Annotated in this window: 16 protein-coding genes; 4 read left to right on the forward strand and 12 right to left on the reverse strand. The window is 45.4% G+C overall.

Features of this window, described 5'->3' with window-relative positions:
• Nucleotides 1-512 precede the first annotated feature (512 nt).
• The 3 genes from MKZ09_RS01185 to MKZ09_RS01195 all read right to left on the reverse strand — a co-directional run bounded on the left by MKZ09_RS01185 (nucleotide 513) and on the right by MKZ09_RS01195 (nucleotide 2,805).
• Entirely contained in the window at nucleotides 513-662 is a 150-nt protein-coding gene (locus MKZ09_RS01185) for a hypothetical protein (protein WP_341040581.1), read from the reverse strand.
• 75 nt (nucleotides 663-737) lie between these two features.
• Nucleotides 738-2,090, reverse strand: a complete 1,353-nt coding sequence (locus MKZ09_RS01190) for a sensor histidine kinase (RefSeq protein WP_076135384.1) — start codon at nucleotides 2,088-2,090, stop codon at nucleotides 738-740.
• Nucleotides 2,068-2,805: a response regulator transcription factor gene (locus tag MKZ09_RS01195; RefSeq protein WP_076135386.1), complete on the reverse strand. Its 738-nt coding sequence runs from the start codon at nucleotides 2,803-2,805 to the stop codon at nucleotides 2,068-2,070. Before MKZ09_RS01195 ends, MKZ09_RS01190 begins: the two co-directional genes overlap by 23 nt.
• A gap of 160 nt (nucleotides 2,806-2,965) precedes the next feature.
• Here MKZ09_RS01195 and MKZ09_RS01200 point away from each other — a divergent pair, with 160 nt between their 5' ends.
• Nucleotides 2,966-3,613 (forward strand): hypothetical protein, encoded by a 648-nt coding sequence (locus MKZ09_RS01200; RefSeq protein WP_076206084.1) that lies wholly within the window; start codon nucleotides 2,966-2,968, stop codon nucleotides 3,611-3,613.
• Between the two features lie 96 nt (nucleotides 3,614-3,709).
• Here the strand turns inward: MKZ09_RS01200 and MKZ09_RS01205 are convergent, their stop codons facing one another.
• A complete protein-coding gene (locus tag MKZ09_RS01205) occupies nucleotides 3,710-4,633 on the reverse strand; it encodes a DMT family transporter (RefSeq protein ID WP_076206086.1) in 924 nt (307 codons plus the stop codon).
• A gap of 142 nt (nucleotides 4,634-4,775) precedes the next feature.
• On the opposite strand from MKZ09_RS01205, the gene MKZ09_RS01210 reads away from it, so the two are divergent.
• Together MKZ09_RS01210 and MKZ09_RS01215 are read left to right on the forward strand one after the other, a co-directional pair.
• Complete coding sequence (locus tag MKZ09_RS01210; protein ID WP_076206088.1) at nucleotides 4,776-6,116, forward strand: aminotransferase-like domain-containing protein; 1,341 nt, start codon at nucleotides 4,776-4,778, stop codon at nucleotides 6,114-6,116.
• 458 nt (nucleotides 6,117-6,574) lie between these two features.
• Complete coding sequence (locus MKZ09_RS01215; protein ID WP_256719232.1) at nucleotides 6,575-7,549, forward strand: MerR family transcriptional regulator; 975 nt, start codon at nucleotides 6,575-6,577, stop codon at nucleotides 7,547-7,549.
• On the opposite strand, the gene MKZ09_RS01220 is transcribed toward MKZ09_RS01215, so the two are convergent.
• From MKZ09_RS01220 to MKZ09_RS01250, 7 genes are all read right to left on the reverse strand, one after another.
• Nucleotides 7,531-9,009, reverse strand: a complete 1,479-nt coding sequence (locus tag MKZ09_RS01220) for an alpha/beta hydrolase family protein (protein ID WP_076206093.1) — start codon at nucleotides 9,007-9,009, stop codon at nucleotides 7,531-7,533. The two genes, MKZ09_RS01215 and MKZ09_RS01220, sit on opposite strands and share 19 nt — an antisense overlap.
• A gap of 187 nt (nucleotides 9,010-9,196) precedes the next feature.
• Nucleotides 9,197-10,507: a 6-phospho-beta-glucosidase gene (locus MKZ09_RS01225; protein ID WP_076206095.1), complete on the reverse strand. Its 1,311-nt coding sequence runs from the start codon at nucleotides 10,505-10,507 to the stop codon at nucleotides 9,197-9,199.
• Between the two features lie 6 nt (nucleotides 10,508-10,513).
• Nucleotides 10,514-11,509, reverse strand: a complete 996-nt coding sequence (locus tag MKZ09_RS01230) for an N-acetylglucosamine kinase (RefSeq protein WP_076135398.1) — start codon at nucleotides 11,507-11,509, stop codon at nucleotides 10,514-10,516.
• Between the two features lie 31 nt (nucleotides 11,510-11,540).
• Nucleotides 11,541-12,530, reverse strand: coding sequence for a LacI family DNA-binding transcriptional regulator (locus MKZ09_RS01235; protein WP_076135400.1), 990 nt, complete (start codon nucleotides 12,528-12,530; stop codon nucleotides 11,541-11,543).
• Between the two features lie 135 nt (nucleotides 12,531-12,665).
• A complete protein-coding gene (locus tag MKZ09_RS01240) occupies nucleotides 12,666-14,051 on the reverse strand; it encodes an ABC transporter substrate-binding protein (RefSeq protein WP_076141426.1) in 1,386 nt (461 codons plus the stop codon).
• A 52-nt stretch (nucleotides 14,052-14,103) separates the two neighbouring features.
• Entirely contained in the window at nucleotides 14,104-14,982 is an 879-nt protein-coding gene (locus tag MKZ09_RS01245; RefSeq protein ID WP_038568194.1) for a carbohydrate ABC transporter permease, read from the reverse strand.
• Nucleotides 14,979-15,872, reverse strand: a complete 894-nt coding sequence (locus MKZ09_RS01250; protein WP_036687229.1) for a carbohydrate ABC transporter permease — start codon at nucleotides 15,870-15,872, stop codon at nucleotides 14,979-14,981. The genes MKZ09_RS01245 and MKZ09_RS01250 overlap by 4 nt, the downstream gene beginning before the upstream one ends.
• 362 nt (nucleotides 15,873-16,234) lie before the next feature.
• Between MKZ09_RS01250 and MKZ09_RS01255 the strand changes: the two genes are divergently transcribed.
• Nucleotides 16,235-17,032: an ATP-grasp domain-containing protein gene (locus MKZ09_RS01255; protein ID WP_076206098.1), complete on the forward strand. Its 798-nt coding sequence runs from the start codon at nucleotides 16,235-16,237 to the stop codon at nucleotides 17,030-17,032.
• On the opposite strand, the gene MKZ09_RS01260 is transcribed toward MKZ09_RS01255, so the two are convergent.
• Nucleotides 17,027-18,376, reverse strand: a complete 1,350-nt coding sequence (locus MKZ09_RS01260) for a bifunctional folylpolyglutamate synthase/dihydrofolate synthase (RefSeq protein ID WP_076206101.1) — start codon at nucleotides 18,374-18,376, stop codon at nucleotides 17,027-17,029. The two genes, MKZ09_RS01255 and MKZ09_RS01260, sit on opposite strands and share 6 nt — an antisense overlap.
• Nucleotides 18,377-18,383: the final 7 nt, after the last annotated feature.

The following is an 18,383-nucleotide window of genomic DNA, read 5'->3' on the forward strand; positions in this document are numbered from 1 at the left end:
TATATTACCCAAAATAGTAGCTATATTTACCATGAAGTAGAAACGGCATCATTTACCAAGATGAATATAGAGGGTGATGATGAATGTTTCAGCAGCTGATGAGGCCTATTCCGGCTCTTATGTAGATGTTGAGCGATTGAATTAAGCGGCGCACCAAGTGATGAGCAATTGAAGATTCATGTGTCGCACCAAGTGATGCTGCAAGGGATGCAATAAGTGAAGTATTTATAGAGTAATTAGGGAATTTCTCCCTGAAATTCAGAGATTTCTGTTCATCAGACTTATAATTAGGGAAAACTTACCTGATTTTCGGCCGATTAAGTAACTAATTAAGAAATCCCCCTAATTATTAGGGAGGAATTCCCTGATTTCGTTCATTTAGAGCGAATATCGGTTATTTTCAGGGAGTTTTTCCCTAATTAGTTTAAACCCTACCGCAAGCCGTACGAAAATCACACCTAGCAAGTCGCCCACCGCCCACTGCCTACGCCCACCATCCAACCACCTACTGTCTATCGTACAACCGCCACCGTCCAACCACCTACCGTCCTACCGTACAACCGTCCGCCGCCCACCATCCAACCGCTCAACCCAATATCAGAGAACGCTACGCGTGGTATATAGTCATATGGCACAGTAAAATCCATTACTTTTCTTTTCAATTCCATTCCATTCCATAAAAAAGAAGCTGCCCCCAAGTAGAATTCACTACTTTTGAGACAGCCTCTTACGAATAATTATAAAGGAAACCCCATCGAGATGACCGCACCGCCATTTCTGCGGTTGCCTGCGCTGATCTGACCTCCACAACGCTCGATGATTGCGCGGGAAATAGCCAGTCCTAACCCGGATTCTCCGTCTTTTCCTTTCACAAACCGATGGAAGAGATAGGGAAGGAGATCGTCCGAAATTCCAGGGCCATCGTCACTTACGGATAACAGAGCCCGGCCCTCCTTGACCGAAACATGGATATAGATATGTTGGTTAGCGTAACGTGTTGCATTGGATACTACATTAAGAAGCGCCTGTAGCAGCTTATCCCTATCCGCGCGGATCGTAAGAGAATCTTGATGATCGTGGGAGATATGGAGGGTTAATTCTTTTTTCATCAATAGAGGGTTCATTCTTTCGATGGTTTCTGTCAGTAGATCTTTTAAACAAATTTCCGTAGGCTTGAATATATCTTCCTCGCTGTCCAGCTTCGCAAGTAAAGTCATTTCGGACACGAGCTTCTTCAAGCGGCTGCTTTCGCTCATGATAATATCTAGCCCTTTTACTACATTCTCACCTTCAAAAACACCATCCTTAATCCCTTCAGCGTAGCCGGAAATGGACATTAAGGGGGTTTTTAATTCATGAGACGCATTCTGGAAAAATTGTTTCTGCACATGGTTGAAACGATTTAATTCATCTGCCATGTCATATACCGATTGAGCGACGGATCCAAGCTCTCCACCAGCTTTAATTAATTTAACATCTGAGAAGCGGCGTTCTTTGACTTTGCGGAGTTCTTGTTGCAGCCTCATTAGAGGTTGAATCAGCTTCTTGGTGATAAATAGGCCAAATAGGAACATAAATGCTCCCGCTGCACTGAAAACGATCAGCAGTCTTTTGAGCAAAGCTTGTTCAATAGCAGTGACTGCGCTCATAGGGGTTAGTAAAGTTAGCGTGCCTATAGGTGTAGCCTTCACTTCAGTAATATACCGTGTATCTGTTCCATTCCAAATGTTCTGGAGCTCAGTGGCTTGGCCTGTGACACTCTTGGCATCGTAGTTTATTGCTATTGAACTCATCTCTGATGATGTGGACAAGACTTTTCCTGTCTCATCGCTAAGAATGGCTTCGACGCCTGCAGTGCTTAGAGAAGGTATGGTCACGGGCAGAGCTTCCAGCTGAGTGCCAATCTCCCCGATGTATTTACTTTCTTCAGTCAATGTAGCTGACATCGCCGCACCAATGGTTCTTAAATCCTCTTTTTGTGTTCCGACAAAATGGTTGAGTAGTACAAAATGGATCACGACAGCAGTAATAGATAGTAGCAATACCAATGCAATACTAAAGGCTAAATTAATCTGATGTGCTAGTTTCATTCGTATGCTCACCCCCATCTGTTCTCATGCGGTATCCGTGTCCCCATACAGCTTCAATGGGCAAATGCTCCAGTTTTTTGCGCATCCGTTTAATTAGATGATCCACGGCGCGATCACTTCCAAAATAATCGTCTCCCCATACATAGCTCAGCAGCTCATCTCTTGTAAATGCCCGGTTAGGGGCATCCGCGAATACTTTTAGCATGGTGAATTCCTTGCTGGTCAAGTCCACCTCTTCACCACACCAGAATACACGTCTTTCTTCCGGCAATAGTAGAAGCTGGTCGATTTCAAGACGGGTGGAAGTGACCTGACTGTTCAATTTTTCGGCCTGATTACTCATTTTGTACCAGCGTTGGAGCTGCCGTTTGATCCGGGCGACTAACTCACGAGGACTGAACGGCTTGACTAGATAATCGTCACTGCCAAGCTCCAATCCTAATATTTTATCCACTTCATTATCTCTTGCGGAGATCATAATGATCGGTACTTCGGCTTCGTTACGAATCCTTTTACAGAACTCATAACCATCCATGCCGGGGAGCATAACATCGAGTACCCACATATCCGGGGGGCTTGTCTGCCACAAGGTCCATGCTTCCTCAGCGCTGCCAAGGCCGATGGTGTGGTAATTTTCTTTTTGTAAATAAGCTTCAACAAGATTGCGTATATGTTCATCATCGTCGACTACGGCAATGAGGTATGGATTATTCATTTCGGGTTACCTCCAAATTATTCTCCTACAAGTATATCAATCCAGAGGTGGGTAGGGGTGGCTGCCATCGTTTTTCCACAAATTAACCAATGTTCTGCCACACCCCTTTTGTAAGCTTGGTCTTGTAAGATCATTCGAATCGACGAGGAGTGTTGTATTTATGAATCAACAGATGTTATTTAAAAAGTTAGCGTTGTCCGCCCTGCTAGTGTCCGCCGTTGCTGCACCGTCTGCAACGAACGCAGCAAGTGGAGCACAAGACGGAAACACGAAAACAACGGCCGCAGCCGTGGTTACTGCTGCCTCTAAAGGAACAATTGCCACTAAAGTAACCACTATTGAGTGGGTAGATCCCCTGGAGTTGGCTAAGACCTACGCACCTAATACCCAAGAAGACTGGAAGAACACCTTGGATCAGTATTATAAGGTTGCTGGATTTAGTGTAACCGGACTTGCTGAGCTTGTGCCTGCGGAACTGGTGGAGGGAGTTCAATTATCAAAAGAAATACTATCCACCGAAGCACTACCTGCGGGATATATTGAAGCTGGTCGTAACCTTGAAGTAGTACCTGTAGTTGATGATATGCAGGTAGATAGCAATATCACTACTTCAATTAAAGCTGTAGACGCGACTTCAATTGCTATTTCCATTCCAGATCTTAGTGACGCGGATAAAGCTTTTTTCAAAGCCCAAGATGATCTGAATAGTGCCGCTAAATCCAAAGATGCGACTGTGATCAAGGAAGCTTTAGCTAATCTGTTGGACCAATATAAAGAGAAGATCAAGGAGCTTGGAACAGCCAAATAACGGCAATTAGCGAGGCTTGCTACAGAATAGAGATACTGAAAAGGGTAAAGATAAAAGACACCTCGCGGGGTGTCTTTTTTGTATGCATATCAATCTTCACGCTTTGCCTTTGGCCCTTACTTGCTTCCGCCAGTTCACACCGATCACCCCGGCGATGATCATCACTGTACCGGTCCAATGGTACCATTCCAGTTGCTCATTCAGCAGAAGTACACCACCGAGAATAGAGACAACTGTTGAAAGACTGCCGAAAATGCTCACGCGTGAAGCCTCCATCCGTGATAAAGCATAGTTGGAGAGGAAGGAGGTCACGAGGGAGGAGAGTACGCCGAGATAGAGCATGGAGAATATAAATTTGGGCTCTTGAAAAGGTGTGAAGTACTGATCCAAGGTTCCTGCCGAACCATGCTTAATGATCGACAGTCCATTAAAAAATATAAATCCGAACAAAGTAATCATATAGGTAAGTTCTTTGGGACTCCAGGTACGTGTCAGCTTTCGAGCCGCAACATTATAACCGGCAAGGGATAAAGCTGAGATTAGGATGAGCAAGACGCCCCAAAGACTAGAAGAAGAGATACTCAAACCTGGAATGGCAAAGATAAGAATAATGCCTGCAACTGAGATTAATGTAGAGATCTTTTGGAAGCTGCTCGTGGTTTCCTTCAAGAACATCGCCGCCAAAAGGATGGTGAAGATGGGCATTGTGGCCTGAATAATACCCGCTACAGCGGAGGTTGTATACAGAAGCCCATACGCTTGAAGGGTGAAATACAACGCTGGATACATTAAAGCCAGTGGGATGATCACTGCTGCTTTGGATATTCCAAACTTCACCCGCCCCCACCCTGGAAAAGTAAATAAAGAAGCGGCAAGGAAAGATAACGTGAAGCGATGAGCTAGCGTATCAAAAGGATCCGAGACGGTTAGGGCCATTTTTACAAATATAAAGGAAAACCCGACAATAATAGCATTCATGACAGCTGCTGCTATCGCTTTTTGAGTAGAAGATGTATTCATTAGTAAAGACCTCCAAAGTGTTGCGCGCAGTTAGGTACCGGTCCTGTTATGCTCTTTATTCTAAGGCTAGAGTAGCTGTGCTACAATGTAATTATTATTCATCTGTACCGGTACAGAGTAAGCCTGAAGGAAGGTGAAGGGGATGTATAAGTATTCGGAGTTAATCAACGAGCTGGAATTACAAATCGCCGAGGATACGTATCGTGAGGGAGATAAATTACCGTCTATCCGGGAGTTGTCCTTACGTTATGGATGTAGTAAAAGTACGGTTATTCGCGCGTTACAGGATCTTCAGGACAAACATTTAATCTATGCCGCCTCAAAAAGTGGTTATTATGTCATGAAACGAAGTGGACAGCGAAAAGACGAAGGTGCACATTGGATCGATTTTACGGTGTCTGCACCCGACCCGGATATTTTTCCGTATCTGGATTTCCAACATTGTATTAATAAAGCGATTGATATGTACCGCAATGACTTGTTCATCTATGGAACGCCGCAGGGGCTTCCTTCTCTTATTCGTGAAATGCAGCGTCATCTGGCTTCTTATCAGGTATTTGCCAATCCGGATCAGATTTTTATTACCTCAGGTGTGCAGCAGGCGCTTGGCGTATTGACCCGAATTCCTTTTCCGAATGGCAGGCAGCGAGTGCTAATTGAGCAGCCGGGTTACCCGTTGTTTATGGAATATCTGAAGACGTATGGCATTGAGACAGAGGGGATAAAGCGTTCGGATGCTGGGGTTGACTTGAATGAATTAGAGCGGTTATTTAAGACAGGCCAGTTCAAGTTCTTTTATACCGTCCCGCGATTTCATAATCCGCTTGGCGTCTCCTATACCCGTACCCAGAAGAAGGCGATTGCTCAGCTAGCAGCTAAATACGATGTATACATCGTTGAAGATGACTACATGGCGGACTTGGAGCAGGATGCAAAAGAGGATCCGATCTACGCTTATGACGATGCTTCCCATGTGATCTATTTAAAAAGCTTTTCCAAAATTATATTTCCGGGTCTGCGTGTCGGTGTCGCTGTACTGCCAGCGGTCCTATGTGACTCTTTTAACCGATTCAAAAGACTGATGGATATAGATAGCTCTATGCTGTCTCAGGCTGCCCTGGAGTTGTATCTGAAAAGCGGAATGTTCGAGCGCCACCGAAAAAAGATGCGTTCCTGCTACGAAAAAAGATCCACGCTGCTCCATGAATCGATTATGAGAGAGTTAGATACAGCGACAGCACAGCATTATTCCTACCATCCAACTGGCCAGCTTGGTGTGCATACGTATCTGAAGCTTAGTGACAGCGTAAAGACAGAACAGATGATCAAACGTCTGCAAAAAAAGTTCATTCGCATCGAAATGGCGGACAGCGGGTATTTACCCTCTTTTAATAAAGAGAAGATTCTAAAGCTCAATGTATCCAGTGTAAAAGAGCCGGATATTCGCTCTGGCATTGAACAGGTAATGCAAGAAATACGCTGAGAGCGCAGCAATAAATGAGTGGATGATAATGGTGGAAATGATGGGAGCCATCTATAATAAAAGGTCAGTAATCCCTGATTTCTCTATAAATATCCGAACACATTTTCTGGTGCAATCTTCGGCCGAGTCATGCGGACTCAGATGACGTTATTTGCTATTATTTAGCCTTTGGAGCAGAGTTTCGGACCCCAGCGCCGCTATTCAAGTAGAAAGTGGTCATATTGAGTGGTGTTCACGCTAACAACGGCTATGGGGTCCGATAGCACTCTAAAAGTGGGAAAAAGCCGCTTTTAAGGTCAGCTGTGTCCGATATCGAATTGGCTAAGTACAAATTACCAAGATGCTTTATCCATCTTTGCTTGGGTAGCGAGTATCAGCAACAAGAAAATTGAAAGTTATCGTTCCTTTCGGTACAATCCATTCCAACATCGTATGATTCCATCAAAAAGGGTGATCACTTGCGTAAAGATACCAAAACCATCGGCGAGGTGGCTAAGCTGCTGGGCACAACTATTAAAACCGTTCGTTATTATGACGATATCGATCTATTGAAACCATCCAGCCACAGTGAAGGCGGACACCGTTTATATACTCCTGAAGATATTTCCCGCCTGCGGCTGATCACAACGTTACGTTATTTGGACTTCGGCATTGACGAGATTCGCCAAGTTATCGCTGGAGAAATCCAGCTCACTACAGCACTCAACTGGCAGATTGAAGCATTGGAGACCCAGGTCAGTACGCTGACCAATATGATTTCGATTCTGCGTCAAGCCCAAGAGCATGTCTCAACAGGTGATTCCATGGATTACATGAATGAGCTGGTGGACTCTTTGTCCATGAATGCTGATAAGCGAACCCAGTTCATCTCCAGTAAAATAGAAGAAATACAGCCGCTCGGTCAATTGCCGTCCGAATGGCGGGATACCTTTTTATATTTGTTCAATAAATATATTATGAATGAAGTCAAAGTGACAGCCGCGCAAACCGTAGCTTGGAACGAACTACAAGCACTTATGAACGATACAAAGTACATGGAAGAGCTTGTCCGATTTGAGTTGCCTTTTTTCAATATGGTTAGACATCCCCGCGTTCCCGCTGCGGTTTGGATTCGAACGCTGGAGAATATCCGAATTCGGGTGGAAGCAGCCTTGCAACAAAAACTATCAGCAGACAGTGCTGTTGTACAGGCAATTGTTGAAGATTTTGTGATGATGTATGCAGGTCCAGAGCAGTTCCGCGATAAAGCTGCCTTTTTCCGCCAATATGCTCATTTGATGCAAACTGCTGTTACCGAACGGATAGAACGCTTTAATAAACTATGCTTGCTCCTCAATCCCAAATGGGATGTTATTGTGAGAGGCAACGCCTTGCTGATGGAAGGGCTAGAATGGAAGCTTGCGCAGGAGAATTCTCATTCCGCACCTTGTTGAAGTGTATACTTCGGATGGTCTCCTAGGTTGTTATTCAAATATTGCAAGGGCTGTCCTTTTAAATAATGGTCAAAAAAATCCAGCGTATACTCATTAATCAGCTCATGTGTTCCGCGCACATCCACATGTTCCATCCATTCAAACAAGGGGGTAAGCAGATATAGATCTGAGAAGCTCATGTGCTTGCTTTGTTTGAAAGTCAGCCAATAGTTCCCGCCTGCAGTTACTGGCTCATACCGGGCGAATAGCTCATTATAGTAGGCTGTAATCTCTTTCCTATCCGTCCGTAGTGCGGCGATTACAGCATCGCTGGTTTGGTCTACTCCTTTTAAGGTGTCATCGGCACTCATGAGCAGAAAAGGTTTCTTCAAGCCGTCTGCAGGAATCCGCTTTTCACCGTAAAGCACCCCATCCATATCAATGCCTGCTTGAATTCTTTGATCCTCTATCAGCATCTGCACCGTTGTGGCTCCCCCAAAGGAATGACCGAACATTCCCATATGTTCAAGATCAATCCGGCCTGTAAACAGACCACTAGGATCGTCCGCAGATAAGGCCTCCATTTGATCCAGCACAAACTTAGCATCTTCTACCCAGACTTCATTACGCCGATCCATAAAAGAATACTTCATTTGCTCATAGCCTGTTTTTCCTTCTGAATCAAACGTTACCACAGACTTGTCTGGAAATACCGAAGCTACGCTGCTATAAGCATGTTCAATCCCTACGACAATATAGCCGTGGCTTACCAATTGCTCGACTTGATAGGTGTTCTGATTTTTGTAGCCCATAAATCCATGCGAGAAAAGAAGCACCGGATATTTAGTTTCCGTATCTGCCAAACCGGCATTCGCAATAGCGTGGGTGTTGGCCAGTTTTAATCCTGAGAATAAAAACTCCGGCAATTGTAAAAATTCATGTAGTCCTTCTACATACGGAGTCGGATCAGATAAATATGGCGCTGGGCTCCCTGTAGCCTCCGAACTTGCTGGATACCAGATTTGCACCATTAATTCACGGGAGTCACCGGATGTTTCCGTAAACTTTTCTTCCCGTGCAGAATCGGTCCAATGGTAGGTGACGGTTCCTATCTTGTAAGGACCTGTGGGCTCCGCAAAAGAAAATACAGGGAACAGGAGGGGCAAAGCAATGGAAATGGCAGCATAAACCGCCCCAACTCCAGTCAGCACTAGTGTTTTCCAACGCCGTTGCGGTTTTCTTGCTGCCTTTGCTGCGGATCGGAAGAAAAGTCTTGTTCCGCCCACGATTGCCCACAGTGTGATCAGATACACTGGAATCATTGGCCACCGCAACCCTTCCACGTATGCATGGATAAGCAGTAAAGCAGCAGAAATCCCGCCGCCGATCAGCCACCCGCGCTGTGTTTGGGGCCGTCCTAAGGTTAGCCATCCCAACAACAATACATTAAATAAGACAAGTGTGATTTCAAGTAATCTCATAATCTATAATCCTCCTTGGTTTTCTTCTCTGGCTGCCGACCTGAATCCAAGTATAAAACCTCCTGTTAGGGGAGAATCAATGCTCGCTGGGACTTCACTATATTTAGAGGATTATTTAAGGCTTATAACAGCAAAAAAAGAGACCGGGTTCGGTCTCTTTTAGTTATTTCTCGATAGGAGGTGTGAATTAATTCGCAAAAAAGTTCGGCAGGAACTCTTTATTAGCTTCCAGCATTTTGTCCAGCATCCGAATCGCTACGTCCACGGACGGAACAAGCGGGTGATGTGCGAGCGCCTGAAGGGCAAGGGCGCGGTCTCCGGTGACAGCGGCGTCAATCGCCAGCTGTTCATAGGTTTTGACAGCATGAATGAGTCCTTTAGCCATGGTTGGAATTTTGGTCAGTGGCAGAGGTAGCGGGCCGTTTTTGGTGACCACGCAGTTCACTTCAATGCTGGCGTCATCTGGCAGGAAGTCCAATATGCCGCGGTTGGCGACATTTAGGGTCTGAATGTCGTTTGATCCGTTATGGAGCGATCTCATGAGATTAACAGCTGCTTCTGAGTAAAAAGCACCGCCGCGCTGTTCCAGCTGCTTCGGCTTCTCGCTTAGCTCTAGATTGCCATAAAGCTCGAAGAGCTCTTCTTCTACACGTTTGACAACTTCAGCACGGTTAATGCCTTGTTTATGGGATTCCATCTGCTCTTCGAGCATGGCATCGGTCATATAGAAATATTTTAAATAGTATGAGGGCAGTGCATGAAGGGATTGCAGGAATTCCGGGTTCCATTCTCTTGCCGGTACGTTCTTAGCGCTGTAGCTGGTTGTATCTGCAAGCATATCATCCAGCTTGTCTTCACCTTCAACATCGATACGAGTAATCCAGTGCAAGTGGTTAAGGCCCACAAATTCGGCATATACGCGGTCTGCTGCTACATTATATTTGGCAGAGACTTGCTTGATCAGGCCGATAGGTGCGTTGCACAGGCCAATACTTTTAACATTAGAATATTTCAGAACGGCTTCGGTGACCATCCCAGCAGGGTTAGTGAAATTGAGCAGCCATGCGTTGGGAGCCAATTCCTCGATATCACGGCATACATCCAGAATAACAGGGATGGTGCGCAGTGCTTTCATCATTCCCCCAGGACCTGTTGTTTCTTGGCCAATAACGCCATATTTGAGTGGAATCGACTCATCACGGGCACGGGCATCAAGCATGCCGACACGCATTTGGGTGCTGACGAAGTCGGCGCCTTCGATCGCTTTACGGCGGTCTGTTGTCAGATGAACCTCAATCGGAAGGCCGGATTTTTCCACCATACGTTTTGCCAAGTTACCTACAATATTCAGCTTGCGAAGACCAGGCTCAATATCTACAAGCCATAATTCGCGCACGGGAAGTTCTTTATAGTGAAGAATGAATCCCTCTACTAATTCTGGGGTATACGAAGAACCTCCACCGATAACTGCAATCTTTAATCCTTGGTTAGCTGCCAAGATTAATCACTCCTGTCTTGTAGTTTGTTTGATCGATTCATAATCCTGAAAATTCCGCATTTTCTCATATACTTCACTACTAAGGGTCAACCCATCTTGATCCATAGCTGACCATACTGCACCGACTACAGGCTCTGTGGCAAGGGTAACCACGGTTGCCTGAGGGGCTGCAGCGTGTACAGCTTTCTCGATAGGCTGGCGAATCCAACCGCGATCCCCTCGGGTTAGCAGACTTCCTGCCAGCACCACATCGAAGGTCTCCTGCTCCATGCCTAGCTTGTGAATGATAGCTGCCGCAGACTTACCTAGTTCAACCCCTTGCCGATGTAAAATCTCCAACGCTACGGCATCTCCTTCAGCTGCTGCTTCAAAGAGCAGGCGAGCAACATTAACGGGGACTTTTTTCCAATGATCGAGGAAATCGTGAAACATATGCCCAACTTCCTCATAACCTAGCATTTTTAGCAGTAAGCCTGTTAATAGGGTGGGCTGTTCCCGGCCGTCCCAAGCTCGGATAACGGAACGAAATACCTCAATATTGAGTGCGCCACCCCCGCCGAAATCACCATACATATAGTCAAAGCCGCCGCATTGATAATGCTCTCCCTGCAGGTTTCTGCCTGCTGAATTGGTGCCGGTGCCGCAGATGAGCGCGACACCATATGGGCGATTCGTTCCTGCGCGTAGACCGATCATAGTGTCACAGTTAATGGTGTATTTGGTGAATCCTATCTGGCGTATCATCGGATGGAGAATAGCATAGTCGGCTTCTCGATCAGCACCGGCAAGTCCGAGATAGGTATGCTGGATGTCTTCCAACCGGAGTCCGGCTTCAGCCAGCGCCCCGAATGTGGCCTCTTGAATACTGTTGGCGGCCTCAAGGGCGCCTGTCTGGTGGTTGCCGTTACCGCTCTTGCCTTTGCCAAGAACATTGCCATGTTCATCGCTTAGCAGAGCATAGGTTTTCGTGCCTCCCCCATCGATCCCCAAGTAGTAAGTCAATGGTCGTCACTCCTAGTGTATAAAATTTAATCTACTCAGCTCCGGTAGATTCACGTACGATAAGTTCAGGATCAATCCGCATCCCGGCTCCACGTTTCATCTTTCCGGAGATGCGTTTGAGCAGCATATCCGCGGCTGCCAGCCCGATTTTGTCCGCTGGCTGACGTATTGTTGTCAGATGTGGATGAAGCTGTGAAGCAATATAATGATCGTCATAGCCGACCACTGCCACTTCTTCGGGTACCTGAATGCCCGCTTCCATCAGGGCATTGATAACTCCAAGCGCGATATTGTCATCCCCGGCGAAGACGGCGGTGGGCAGCTTTCCTTCCTTCAGCCAACGTTTGCAGGTATCGTATCCCATCCCAATATCGAAATCACCAGGCACGATCTCAAAGGGGTCCAGCCCTTGTTCCTGAAGCGCCTGTAGGAATCCACTGCGCCGCTCCCGCGTACTCCGGAACATTTCCTGACCGCAGAGATGAGCGATTGAAGTATGTCCCAGCTCCAGCAGATGACGCGTAGCTGCGTATCCCCCTTTGAAGTTGTCGATCGTGATGGAGTAGGTATCATTTTCGGGCTTCTGATTATCTATCAGCACATAAGGGATACCCCGCCGTTTTAACTCCACAATATAATTGTCCTCTTCCATCGGAGAGAGCAGAATTAAGCCGTCTACACGATCCTCCTGAATTAAATAATGGCTGTCATCCGATTCGATGCCTGTTGAGATAGATATGGCTAAAAAATAACCATGCATCGCTAATATTTCATTCAGCTCTTTGACCACTGCGTCAAAAAAGGAATCTTGCAGGGTAGTGACAATAATGCCGATAATTCCCGTCTTACCGCTTGCCAGACTGCGTGCCGCAGCATTAGGGCGGTAATCCAGCTCTTTAATTGCCTCCAGTACCTTTTGGCGATTATTCTCACGCACCGATTCGGCCCCATTTAACACCCGGGATACGGTTACAACGGATAATCCGGATTTTTTGGCTACATCAAAAATACTCACTTTCATCTTTAATTCTCCTCACGGCAGATTTTCCGATCCTGTTTTCTACTTTCAGTATACAGGGTTGGCAGACTGTCCGCTAAACGTATGATTTCACGCAGGTATACCGTCCCTAAAGGGGGCGGTATACCTGCCAAACAGTTATCGCTGAATGATCTCTGTAACCTTCTTCTGAATCGTCGCCATCACCTCTTCAACCGTCTTATGTCCAGTTTCTACTGGCTGCAATTCATTAATGAACATGTCATTAATTTGCGAGTAGTTGGTGATTAAGTGGTTATAGGATTCGAAGCCGTAGTTAACAGCACCCTCGTAGACATTTTTGATATCCTGTGGATCGATACCGTCAAAATGTTTATAGTAAGCTTCTGCAGCTTCGGTGTTGACTGGCGGGTTACCGCCACTAAGCTCAATGGATTTCTCTTGCACTTCGCTTGTGATCAGGTATTTGATCCATTCAAAAGCTTCCTTCGGATGTTTGGAGTCCTTCAAGATCAGCAGCGGATCGACATAAAGGGTGCTGCGTACCTTATCGTTGCCTCCCCATGGGACAGCAGCAACGCCAATTTTGAAGGGGAAGTCATTTGCGCCTGCAAGGTTCCATGAGCCTCCGATAGACATGCCGATTTTACCAGCAACAAAGGGATCACCGTTCTGTCCAGCTACGCTTTTGCTCCATTCGGAAGAAGGAGAGACTTTATCCTTAAAGACAAGATCAAAAAGCTTGTTGTAGGCAGCGATCACCTCGGGGGAGTCAAAATAAGTCTCGGAAGGCACGCCGCCATTAGTCCATGTATCTTCTGAGTAAGGCTCCGCTCCAAAATATAATGGCCGCATATCGCGTTCGGACCAAGTGAAGTCTACGCCATATTGAGTTTTGGCAATATCATCGGATACAAGCGTCATTTGTTTAGCTTCGTCGACCATTTTTTCAAACGTCCAGCTCTTATCTTCATAATCGCTTGTTGGATAAGTCAGTTTGGCGGCATCAAACATGTCTTTGTTATAGAGCATTAAGGTGACATACATATTGACCGGGATGCCGTAAGTGTGATCTTTAACCTTGTAGATGCCCATCAGATTCTCTGGGATGCTGTAATCCTCTGCCTTGAAACCATCCTCTTTCATAAGGTCGGTCATATCGAGCAACATACCCTTATTGTAGTATTCTGCGAAACCTCCATACCCCCAGTGACTTGTCACGTCGGGCGATTTGCCGCCGGCAATTAGCGTTTGCAGCTTGCTGTCGAACTGCTCATATGGCGCTTTTTCCACTTTCACTTTAATATTCGGATGCTGCTTCTCGAAATCAGGGATTAACTTTTCGACAAATGTGCGGTCTTCTGAATCTATTGTGTAATGGGTAATCGTTACCGTTTCTGCTTTGCCTCCAGAATTAGTAGAGCTACCGTCTCCTTCAGATAGGGCGTTACCCGCCGATTTGCCGCCGCTACAGCCTGATAAGGCTAGAACAACGAGCATGGTTGCTGCAAGTAAAAGTGCAATACTTTTCCTGTTCTTGTTCATTAGCTAAACCCTCCATGATTTCAAGTATATTTGGCCGCCTTATGGCGGATTATTACTTAATCCCTGTAAGTACAATCCCTTCGACGAACTGTTTCTGGGCTACAGCAAACAGCGTAACGATTGGGACCATAGCTAGAACCGAAGCAACCATTAGCAGATGCCAAGGTGGAATGCGGAACCTCGATGAGGTAAGAGAAGCCATCCCGACGGGTAGCGTGAACTTATCTGATGAGCTTAAGTAAAGCACTGGCGTAAGCAGATCATTCCAGTTGTAGATAAAAGCAAAGATAGCTACGGTTGCAAGTGCAGGTTTGGAGAGTGGGATTGCTATGGTAGCCCACATCCGTATTTCGCCACAGCCATCAATGCGTCCCGCATCAAACAGCTCTTCAGGCAATGTGGAGAAGAATTGGCGCAGCAGAAAAATATTATAGGCTGAGCCGAAGAAAGCAGGCACGATCAAGGGTAAAAAGGTATCGATCCAATTCATTTGCGAAAAGAGTACAAATTGCGGAATCATAATGGCTGGATAAGGTAACATCATGGTGCTAAGCAGCAGGATGAACCACACCTGATTACCTGTACCTCTGAATCTGGCGAATCCATAGGCGACTAGCGCCGATGAAATCAAGGTTCCCACAACACTAAAGCCGGCGATAATCAGACTGTTTTTATAAAGTGTACCGAACTGCAGAGTATCAAATATTTCTGTGTAATTGCTCCACTGCCAGCTCTCCGGAAGAAAGGTGGGTGGGAACTTCAGCATCTCACGTTTGGACTTAAGTGAAGTGGAGACCATGAAGAACAAAGGAAGCAGCATCAGAAATGTTGTAACTACTAAAGTGATAAAGCTGAAAATCTTAACAGGCTCCGCTTTCCGGCGACGTTTTGTTCCTTTAGTCCGGGGGCTTAGCGCTCTGACTGTACTCATTTGCGTCCGCCTCCTTCATAGTGAACATAACGGTTAGACAATTTCATAATTAGTGCGGTGCACAGCATAACTACGATAAGGAGCACCCATGCCAAGGCTGAGGAATAACCGGCACGATATTCTTTGAAAGCGCTGGTGTAGAGATTATAGACATAGAACCAGGTAGAGTAATTCGGCCCCCCTTGAGTCATGACAAAAGCTTGGGTAAAGACTTGGAAGGAATCGATCAGTCCCATAATTAGTTGAAAGAGCAACACGGGAGAGATCATCGGTAAGGTAATGTTCAGGAAGATTCTGAAGCGCCCTGCACCGTCAAGGTTAGCGGCTTCGATCAAGCTTGCCGGTACGCCTTGCAGACCTGCGAGGAATAAAATCATTCCTGAACCTGCTGTCCAGAAGGTCATGATGATCAAGGCATATAGCGCAGTGTCTGGGTTCATCAGCCAAGCCGGTCCATGAATACCGAACCAGGAAAGGATGTAATTGAAGAGCCCGATCTGCGGGTTGAAGATCCAGTACCACAGCAGGGACATGGCCACGCCGGATACCATGCTTGGAAAATACATTGCTGTTCTGAAAAAGCCGCGTAGAGGAATGGTCTGGTGGAGCAATAGCGCAAAGCCAAGACCGAGCGCAAGCTGGATAGGTACACCGATGAAGGTATATCTCAACGTGACAACCACCGATTTCCAGAACAGGTCATTGTGAAACATCTCTGTGTAGTTAGCGAGCCCGATAAATTTAGGTGGGTGTATGATGTCATAATCAGTAAAGCTGAAGTAAAGCGATGATAAGATAGGATACAGGGCGAATACTAGGAAGCCGATAATCCAAGGAGAAATGAACAGATACATGTAGAACGTCTGCCGCCTGTTCTCGCGATTGATCATGACACACCAACCTCTCGTTTTAAAAGTATAAGCGCTTTAACTTTTGATCATACTAACACTATTAATTAGCAATAATAGTAGGTGAAAAGTTGTTAAAGTTTAACCGCTTTAACTTTTTGATTCGCTTTAATAAGCTTATCATAGAGGATGATCACTAAATAATCAACACTTATTTTAACTATAAAAGCGCTATCAGTCATTAAACGTAACATATATTCTGCGATTTTTGTGAAAAACGGACCTAAAACAAGATTCGAGGGATGAATGTGTTAACTATTATAACGTAATATTATTATTTTTTATTGATATTTCTCATGCTATGATTAGGTTTGGTCATATTTTGTTAGAAATGAGGAAACTGAATGACGACTAGACCTTACTTAAAAATGATCCAGCATTCTGTTACAGCCTCAGGGATTGGCTTTGAGGAAATTACACCGAATTTCGTATATAGAGCGACAGATGGAGTGAAATCATTTGTGATGGTAGACGCTGAAATCGGACTAAATAACAGTGCTTCTACGATCATTGTCATGAGTAAATCTCTAACTTATGATGTTTTGCATAAGGCGAATATCCCAGCCGTAGAACATATTTATTTGCCGCATCCAGACTCCAAATTTAGCAATTTGAATCCATATCCATTGGCTGAGCGTTATTTCCAAGCGTGCAATGGGGAGGTAGTTATGAAGCAGGATAACGGGGCGCAGGGAAATCATGTGTACAAAATCAATGAGATAGCCGATCTGCATGAAAAGCTGGATTTATTATTTTCTTTACAGCTTAATGGGGCAATAGGTCCTTATTATGAAGCGGAGATTGAGTATAGAATTGTAACTTTTAATTATCAGGCTCGTGTATTCCTTGGCAAAAAAAGAGTTCGTTCGTGGAAGCATAATTTGATTAACGGGGCTGTTACGATTGAGGTGAAAGATCAGGCCAAACAAGAGGCACTAGCGGAGCTGGCCTCCCGGACCTCTAAAGCGCTGGGCCTTGATTTCTGCTCAGTAGATATCTTAGAGACAAATCAAGGCTTGATGGTGATCGAAGTCAACCATAAGGTAATGTTAGATGAATATTGCAAGCAAAATCCAAGTGAAGTACCTGGCCTCTCAGACCTTTACAGGGAAGTTATTCTTCAGCGTATGAATCAGTTATAAGCCGATATTCAGCAGCGATTGTCCGAATAATCTTTTGGCATTTCCGATTAGAGTTTGCGTACCCACGATTACAATAATCTCCGAAGGTGATTGTTCTTTAACATACGTAAGAGCATCCTCTAAACAAGGGAATTCGGAACTTTTTTCGAGAAAACTTTTAGCGGTAAGCAGGGCATCCGTAGGGAAAATTAGATGGCTTATATCGGGTTTGGTTACGATTAGTTGATCCGAGACTGTGCTCATGACTTCGATGACCCCTGTGTAATCTTTATCCTTAGGGACACCGATGATGGATGTGACGGTACGGCTGCGCTCAAGATTCACTAATTGAATAAGTTCAGCCAGATAGCTTGCAGAATCTCTATGAATAGCTCCGTCAATAATCGTCAGCGGGTCATGACAGATAACTTCACAACGACCCGGCCATTGTAATTGTTTAAAACAGTGGTGTACGATCTCCTGATCCAAGGGTCCCCCTGTAATCTCTTCACAAAGTGACACTGCACTGGCAGCATTGACCGCTTGAAACTGTCCCAATAGCGGGAGGGTCAAGGCTGGATAAAAGGCTTGCTTCGTCCGGACATCAAAAGTAGTTCCGATAGAAGTGGTTGTGATAGATTCAGCTAGAAACTGTTCTTCATAATATTGTACAGGGTTGGAGGAAAGGTTGTCCTTCATGATCGCAAGAACGTCGGATTTCTGTTTGCTAACATAGACGTTTGTTGTGTTGTTTTTGATAATCCCCAGCTTGTGTAATGTAATGCTGTTCAGATCAGGTCCCAAATGGGCTACATGCTCTTCCATAATCGGGGTAATGACAGCCCAGTCATTGCTCAGGACATTGGTGTCATCAAACCTTCCTCCTCTACCGCATTCAATCACATTGATATCTGTACCCTTCTCTTTAAAGTACAAAGCTGCAATAGCCAAAGCAACCCCAACCGGACCTTGATATTCGTCAGCAGCAAGCTGCTCCTCAAGCTGGTGGAAGCCCCTGTGAATTACATTACCTAATCGTACAAAATCTTCAGTGGCTATTGCCTGCCCATTGATCCGGATTCTTTCGTTGAAATCTACCAGGTGAGGGGAGGTGAATAATCCCACTTTATATCCCAAGTGACTTAGCAGAGAGGAAATAAATCTAGAGGTGGAGCCTTTACCTTTACTGCCGGTGACCAGTATGTATTTTTGATTACGATCCGGACTTCCAACTGCATCCAGTAATGCTCTGGTGAACTCCGGTTTTCTAACTTCTTCATCCAAAGTCTCTGTAATGTTGTTAATGGCCCTTAGGTAAGAGCTGTAGATCATATCTTCTACTTGGGATTGTGAAGTGAATTCCACGGAAATC

Source organism: Paenibacillus sp. FSL R5-0908 (genome assembly GCF_038006245.1).
Taxonomy (GTDB): domain Bacteria; phylum Bacillota; class Bacilli; order Paenibacillales; family Paenibacillaceae; genus Paenibacillus_AQ; species Paenibacillus_AQ odorifer.